We start from the raw sequence: 230 nt of genomic DNA, 5'->3' as shown, positions 1-230 counted from the left end.
CAATCGGCGGATGGTGGTGCGGCTGGATGGGGTGGGTGAGGCGGATGAGAAAGGTATGGGTGAGGTGGTGTGGAGGGTGAAGGGGGAGATGGGTGGGATGTGGGTGGGTGAGCGCTGCGATGTGAGGGCGGAGGGGTTGGGGGTGGAGGGGAGTAGAGTGGGGGTGGAGGGGAGGAGGTGGGGAGGGGGGTTGGGTAATGGGGGGAGGGGTGAGGGCGGGAAGGTGGTAG

1 protein-coding gene is annotated in these 230 nt (G+C 67.0%); it reads left to right on the top strand.

The features are described from left to right. Window positions 1-230: hypothetical protein (locus FS507_RS20155; protein WP_222121489.1), on the top strand; the 230-nt coding region annotated here is incomplete at both ends.

The sequence above is a fragment of the Corynebacterium glyciniphilum AJ 3170 genome, from assembly GCF_007673095.1.
Lineage (GTDB): Bacteria > Actinomycetota > Actinomycetes > Mycobacteriales > Mycobacteriaceae > Corynebacterium.
This window is presented reverse-complemented; position numbering and strand designations above follow the sequence as displayed.